The sequence below is a fragment of the Streptomyces xiaopingdaonensis genome, assembly GCF_000262345.1.
In the GTDB taxonomy this organism is placed as follows: Bacteria; Actinomycetota; Actinomycetes; order Streptomycetales; family Streptomycetaceae; genus Streptomyces; species Streptomyces xiaopingdaonensis.
In genome coordinates this window covers 1-4,455 of record NZ_AJTQ01000023.1, presented here as the reverse complement: position 1 = coordinate 4,455, position 4,455 = coordinate 1, and the positions used below count along the sequence as shown (strand labels likewise).

General features: G+C 72.8%; 4 protein-coding genes and 1 pseudogene. 1 reads left to right on the top strand and 4 read right to left on the bottom strand.

What is annotated here, in order from left to right:
• The coding region (locus UWG_RS0101485; RefSeq protein ID WP_016905433.1) for a glycerophosphodiester phosphodiesterase family protein at positions 1–903 on the bottom strand (903 nt) is incomplete at its 3' end.
• A 408-nt stretch (positions 904–1,311) separates the two neighbouring features.
• Between UWG_RS0101485 and UWG_RS0101480 the strand changes: the two genes are divergently transcribed.
• Positions 1,312–1,992, top strand: coding sequence for a lysophospholipid acyltransferase family protein (locus UWG_RS0101480; RefSeq protein ID WP_016905432.1), 681 nt, complete (start codon positions 1,312–1,314; stop codon positions 1,990–1,992).
• 109 nt (positions 1,993–2,101) lie between these two features.
• Here UWG_RS0101480 and UWG_RS0101475 read toward each other — a convergent pair whose 3' ends face one another.
• From UWG_RS0101475 to UWG_RS29290, 3 genes and pseudogenes are all read right to left on the bottom strand, one after another.
• Complete coding sequence (locus UWG_RS0101475; protein ID WP_016905431.1) at positions 2,102–3,643, bottom strand: MFS transporter; 1,542 nt, start codon at positions 3,641–3,643, stop codon at positions 2,102–2,104.
• Positions 3,640–4,188: a TetR/AcrR family transcriptional regulator gene (locus UWG_RS0101470; protein WP_016905430.1), complete on the bottom strand. Its 549-nt coding sequence runs from the start codon at positions 4,186–4,188 to the stop codon at positions 3,640–3,642. The genes UWG_RS0101475 and UWG_RS0101470 overlap by 4 nt, the downstream gene beginning before the upstream one ends.
• 34 nt (positions 4,189–4,222) lie before the next feature.
• Positions 4,223–4,455, bottom strand: a pseudogene (locus tag UWG_RS29290) (aldo/keto reductase); the annotation flags it as partial.

Sequence of the window (4,455 nt, the reverse complement as noted above, 5' to 3'; positions counted from 1 at the left end):
GTCGTCGTCGCGGCGCGGGATGACGAGTTCGAGCGTCGGGCCGATGCCGGCGGCGTACCCGGCGATCTCGGCGAGGCCCTCCGGCTCGATGAGGTCGGCGACGGTCCGCGGGTCGCCGGACTCCACGAAGTCCCACGGCTGCGAGTCGGCGCCGGAGAGCAGCACCACGCCCGGGCAGGCGACGAGGTCCGAGAGCCGCTCGATGCTGCTCGGCTCGAAGGACTGCACGAAGTTCGGCGAATCGGCCCGGTGGCGGCCGTACTTGCGGAGCAGCCTCGCCAGCGGCTTCTCCAGGGCGAGACCGAGTCCGCGGAAGTAGGTGGGGTGCTTGGTCTCGATGTGGAGCCAGACCGGACGCCCGCGCTCGCGGCCCTTCTCCCGCGCCCACCGCAGGACCTCCTCGAAGGTGGGAACCTCCCAACGGCCGTCGTAGAGCGTGTTGTGCTGGCGCTGCTCCGGGATGCGCTCGACGGCGCGGAGCGTCTTGAGCTCCCGCAGCGTGAAGTCCTCGGTGAACCAGCCGGTGAGTTCGACGCCGTCGACGCTCTTGGTGGTCCTGCGGTCGGCGAACTCGTCGTGGTCGGCGACGTCGGTGGTCCCGGTGATGTCGTTCTCGTGACGGCACACGAGGTGCCCGTCCTTGGTCGGGACGAGGTCCTGCTCGACGACGTCCGCGCCCATCTCGAGCGCCAGTCGGTACGAGCCGAAGGTGTGCTCCGGGCGGTAGCCGCTCGTGCCGCGGTGCGCGACGACCGCGGGGAGCGGCAGCCCCTTCCCCCCTCCCCGGTGCGCACGGGACGCCGCCTGGGCACCGCCCGCCGTCCCGATCGCTGTCGCACCTGCGGCACCGAGCACCGCGGCCGAGAGCAGGGTTCTTCGACCCGGACGCAACTGCTGACCCATGGGCCCTCCTCAACTCCGTGACGAGACGTGCATGGCGTTGCCGTCGTGCCGGACGTCCCCGTGCCGCCGCCCCTGTACGGAACGGCACGCCCGGGGTGCCTGGTACGCCTGACCGCTGCCGTGGCGGCGGACGGGCCGATCGTAGGGGTGCCCCCGGTACGTACGGGAGACCTCGGCGCGAACGCACGGCGAACGGAGCGGGAGCGCGGAGCGTGTCGCCTGCGTCAACTTCCCGTACCGACCCGGTGAACCCGGTGTGCAACCCGCGGGTAGCGGCGAGTATCGTCCTCAACCGCGCGTTCCTGCGCTGCTGTCGGCCGGCCTCCGCGGTCGGCCCCGGCGCGGCGGGAGGCGTCCAGCAAATGCCGCCGGGCGAGGCGGCGTAGACGAGAGTGGGCGGAGGATACGTTGTCCCGTTTCCTGCTGATCAAGGCAGTGCTCGGCCCGGTCCTCCGGGTGCTCTTCCGGCCGAAGGTCGAGGGCGGCGACCGCATCCCCGACGAGGGCCCCGTCATCCTCGCGGGGAACCACCTCACGTTCATCGACTCGCTGATCCTTCCGCTCGTCACCAAGCGGCAGGTCTTCTTCATCGGCAAGGACGAGTACGTCAGCGGGAAGGGCTTCAAGGGCCGCCTCATGGCGTGGTTCTTCACGGGCGTCGGCATGATCCCGGTCGACCGGGACGGCGGGCGCGGCGGCGTCGCCGCACTGATGACCGGCCGGCGGGTGCTGGAGGAGGGACAGCTTTTCGCGATCTACCCCGAGGGCACCCGCTCCCCCGACGGCCGCCTCTACCGCGGGCGTACGGGCATCGCCCGTCTGACGCTGATGACCGGGGCGCCCGTCGTGCCCTTCGCGATGATCGGCACCGACGAGGTGCAGCCGGGCGGGAAGGGCCTGCCCCGGCTCGGTGGCGGACGCCGCATCCGGGTGCGCTTCGGCGAACCGCTCGACTTCTCCCGCTACGACGGCATGGACCGCGACCGCTACGTCCTCCGCGCCGTCACCGACGAGGTGATGAGCGAGGTCATGGAGCTCTCCGGCCAGGAGTACGTCGACATCTACGCCACCAAGGCCCAGGCGGCCTGACCCGGGCCCGCCGGCCGACTGCCCTGCTGCTCGGGCGAGTCGGCCGCGTCCCCTGTCGCGCTCGTCCGACAGGCCGCCGTACCGCGCCCCGGCACCGAAGCCGGGCCGCTCACTCCTCCTCGGAGACCGTCTCCAGCCGTTGCCCGCGGAGCAGGTGCCAGGCGAGCACCGCCGCACCGAGGAGGACGACGGCACCGGTGCCGGCGCCCGCGCGCAAGCCCTCTGTGAAGGTCCCGCGTGCCGCGTCGAGGAGCTTCGCCCCTTCCGCGGGCGGGAGTTGGTGCGCACGCTGCACCGCTTCCCCCAGCGACTCGCGCGCCCCCTCGGCCGTCGACTCGTCGACGCCGTGCGGCGTGGCGAAGGAGCGGTAGAAGCCGGTGACCACGGAGCCGAGCAGCGCGATGCCGAGCGCCGAGCCGAGTTCGTACGCCGTCTCCGAGACGGCGGAGGCCGAGCCGGCCTGCTCCTTGGGGACGCTGGAGAGGATGACGTCCGCCGTGACCGTGAAGGCGAGCCCCGCGCCGACGCCGACGGTGAGGAGCACCGCGCCGAGGAGCCAGTACCCCGTCGTCGCCTGGAGCCACACGCAGGCGCCGAGCGCGACGCCGACCGCGGCGAGCCCCCCGGAGACGGCGCCGCGCACCGAGGTGCGCCGCGCCACCCGGCCGGCGAGCAGCCCCGCGACCACGGAACCCACCGTGGCGGGCAGTTCGGCGAGCCCGGCCTGCAACGGCGAGCGCCCCTGCACCATCTGAAGGAACTGCGAGAGGAAGAAGACCAGACCCGCGAGGCCGAGGATGGTGAGCAGGTCGGCGAGGACGGCCCCGCTGAAGCCGCGGTTGGCGAAGAGCCGCATGTTCAACAGGGGCGCGTCGAGCCGGAGTTGGCGCCGCACGAAAACGGTGACCGCGGCGACGCCGAGGACGACGGCCACGCCCGCCGGAAGCGTCGGCCCGTGCGCCGCCGCCTCCTTGATCCCGTAGACGACGGCGATCATGCCGATGGTGGAGAGCCCCACGCTCGGCAGGTCCCACGGCCCCGGATGCGGGTTCCGCGACTCGGGCAGCAGCCTGGCGCCGACGACGACGAGCACCGCCATCACGGGAAGGTTGATCAGGAAGACCGAGCCCCACCAGAAGTGCTCCAGCAGGAAGCCGCCGACCACGGGCCCGAGCGCGGCGCCCGCCGAGGCCATAGCGCCCCAGATCCCGATGGCGAGGCTGCGCTCCTTCGGGTCGGGGAAGATGTTGCGGATGAGCGCCAGCGTCGACGGCATGAGCGTGGCACCCGCGACGCCGAGCAGCGCCCGCCACACGATCATCGCCTCGGGGCTGTGCGCGTAGGCGGTGAGCACCGAGACGACGCCGAAGACGGCGGCGCCGGCCAGCAGCAGCCGCTTGCGGCCGATCCGGTCCCCGAGGCTGCCCATCGAGACGAGCAGCCCCGCGATGACGAACGAGTAGATGTCGCCGATCCACAGCAGCTGCGTGCTGGTGGGTCTGAGGTCCTCGCTGAGGAAGGGCGTCGCCAGCCCGAGCACCGTGGCGTCGACGGCGACGAGGAGGACGGCGAGCACGAGCACCGTGAGCGCCAACCAGCGGGCGCGACGCGAGAGCGGCGCGACGGCAGCGGCGAGCGGCGCCCCGCTCATCGGGTCCTCCGCAGGGCGCCGCCGAGGAGGAGTTCGGCCGTCATCGGGGTGGCGCTGCGGGCCGCGACCTTGCCGTCCTGGACCGCCCAGGCGGCGGCCGTGATCAGCGCGTAGAGCGCCTCGGTGAGGAAGGCGGCCGTCAGGTCGACGCGGAAGTGCCCCGACTCCTGGCCGCGTGTGAAGAGGGCGCAGAGCCGGTCGTCGATGCGGCGCCAGCCCTCGTGCTGCCGGCCGGGCTCGAAGAGCTGGTTCTCCGTGATGAGGAAGGCGAGGAAGCCCGCGAGCGGTTCGGCCCCGGCGATCACACGGCGGACGGCGTCCTGCGGGTCGCCCTCCTCGGGGCGGACGGCGTCGAGTGCCGTGTCGAGCCGGCTGAGGGCGAGCTCTTCGAGGGCGCGCACGAGGGCGTCGCGGCCTGCGTAGTAGCGGTGGAGCGTGGCGCGGCTGACGCCGGCCGCCTTGGCGATCTCGTCCATGGAGGCCGCCGGGCGTCGGGTGAGCAGCTCCGCCGTGGAGCTGAGCAACGCCTCTCGATCGGTGGTCATGAGACGAGACTACACCGTGTGAGACACTCTCGTCTCACGTCCAGGGAAGCCCCGCCCGGTGCGCCCAGTACGCCTCCGGGGCCTCCGCGAGGCGGCTCAGCCCGGCCTGCAACGTCGACTCCGGCTCTGCGACGGCACCGAGATTGCTCCCCAACTCCCCGACCGTCGCGGCTCCCGAGAGCACGACACCCGCCCACGGCTGGAGCAGGACGGCGGCGAGCGCGACGGCGTCCGGGCTCTCTCCCACCTGCTCGGCCGCCGCCAGCA